Consider the following 2,015-nt stretch of genomic DNA (forward strand, 5'->3'; position numbering starts at 1 on the left):
ATGTCTAAAAAACTCTTTAATCTTATTAAAAGTATTTAAAAAGTTATTTTTTGTAAATTTTCCCATCGTGTTTAAAACGCCAACGAGATTTTTACTGGAGTAAACACTACTCCGCTATCCCTTAGAGTTTTCACTGCATCAGGGAATACTTTTCTTAAAATGCCGATTGCACCGTTAATATCGGCGTTTAGGGATTTGCCTATGCTAGATTTAAATAGCCCTCGTTTAACTCTTTTACCTAAATATTGCTCGTGGTGCTGCATGGGTTCGTTAGCCAAGTGGTCGCACTTGCTCGTAAATCTCTCTTCTGTTGTATGCAAAGTTATCCCAACCAAAGCGCACTTGTAGGCTAGTTTTTCAATAAAGGATTCATAAGGGATATTAGTAAAGTTCTGATTGGTTCTCTTGCCTAGCTTTAGCTCTTGTTTCCAGCCATCATTTTTACCGATGACAATTGTAGAAATGCCCTTTTTTAAGCAATGCCCCACCACATAGGCGCTCGCCTTGTGCATAAAATCATTGACTTTACACTCCCGCCATAGAGCTAATTTGCCTAAGCGTTTTGTCCAAAAACGCTTATTTGAAGTCTTGGCTTTGGCTTGATAATGGGCTTTGAGTTTGTTAAACCACTGATTGACAGACTTCACCCCTCCGCCTTTGATAATAAAAGGACTACTTTGATTATCTATTGCAGTTACGAAGTTGTTCAAGCCTAGATCAATACCCATAATGCCAATGCCATGAGTTTGTGGGAGTTTGTGCGTGGTTTGCTCATAGACAACTTCCACGATAAAACAAGTGGTTTTAGGGATTAAGCGTACTTGCTTTAGCCTAGAAGTTTGAGGGTTTATTTTAGTGATAAGTCTTTTTAAATTAGCTTTTTTTGGGAATTTAATTTTTGTCATGCGTCCTTTCGTAAAGCTAGTTTGCTGGTTTGTTAAAACCCCTATAGATACGCCATCTTTTGGTTTGAATTTAGGGATTTTTGGACGCGCTAGAAAGCTAGAAGGCTTGAGTTTGTAAGCTTTAAGGGCTTTTAAATAGCTTTTCCAATTTTGAGATAAAAGCATTAATACCTGTTGCGCGCTTTGGGCAGGCAAAGCTTTGTAATCTCTTTGGCTTTCTTTGACAAAGCGATTGATTAAATCGTAGGCTGTAGGCAACTTAAAACCTGCAAAGTAATGCTTTCTTAAAATAAAATTAGCGTAGTTGTAAAGGTTTTTAGACAGATGACAAAAGTCCTTAATGCGTTTAAAAATGGGGTGCGTGGGTCTAATAATATGGCGTTCAGTCAAGGTCATCTGTTTCCCCATTAAGAGATTTTAGCAAGGATGGATTAACCTTACTCTCTAAAAGCAACTTTTTAGCAATGCGGCGCTTAGAATACATCTTCATAGAAAAAGAATGGATTGTTTGCATGATGTCCTCAAACAGTTCTTGCTCTAAACTGATTGATTCACACTGATTGATAATAACGATTTTAGTGCCATAATCGCTAAATAGCTTTTCTACTAACTCATAGCTCAATCTAGCTAATCGGTCTTTATAGGAAATATAAACCGCCTTAATTTTAAACGCCATTACCGCATTAAGAAGTTCCATAAAACCCTTTCTGTCCAAAGACATGCCGCTTTTAATATCAGAATAGATACTATCTACAGATATTCCTTTAGCATTTATAAAAGAGATACAGTTTTCTATTTGATTGTGCAAGTCTTGTTTCTGCTTTTGAGTGCTTACCCTAGCATAAACTACATTCAGCCTACCATCTTCAATTCCTGCTAAAGAATAGACATCAGAATCGTTGTATATATAGTAACCATTGGGTTCTTGTTTAACTCGTATCTTTCCACTTTTAACATACTTCCAAAGAGTAACACGGGATATTTTTAAGATCTTTAAGACTTCTTTAGATTTCATTTAAGGATATTTTCCATGATTTCTTTCACTATTTTAGGGTGCAAGATTTCGCCAGAATGAAAGGCAAAACCTGCCTGATTTTATCTTTCACATAA

General features: G+C 36.4%; 2 protein-coding genes and 1 pseudogene. All 3 read right to left on the bottom strand.

What is annotated here, in order from left to right:
• Positions 1 to 71 precede the first annotated feature (71 nt).
• A complete protein-coding gene (locus H7O61_RS07740) occupies positions 72 to 1,301 on the bottom strand; it encodes an RNA-guided endonuclease InsQ/TnpB family protein (RefSeq protein WP_187875641.1) in 1,230 nt (409 codons plus the stop codon).
• The gene (locus tag H7O61_RS07745) at positions 1,288 to 1,920 is read right to left on the bottom strand and encodes an IS607 family transposase (RefSeq protein WP_187875643.1); all 633 of its coding nucleotides are present in this window, start codon (positions 1,918 to 1,920) and stop codon (positions 1,288 to 1,290) included. The genes H7O61_RS07740 and H7O61_RS07745 overlap by 14 nt, the downstream gene beginning before the upstream one ends.
• Positions 1,917 to 2,015: pseudogene (locus H7O61_RS07940) on the bottom strand (type II toxin-antitoxin system HicA family toxin); the annotation flags it as partial. The gene H7O61_RS07745 and the pseudogene H7O61_RS07940, both read right to left, overlap by 4 nt.

Source organism: Helicobacter pylori, assembly GCF_014496965.1.
Taxonomy (GTDB): domain Bacteria; phylum Campylobacterota; class Campylobacteria; order Campylobacterales; family Helicobacteraceae; genus Helicobacter; species Helicobacter pylori_CZ.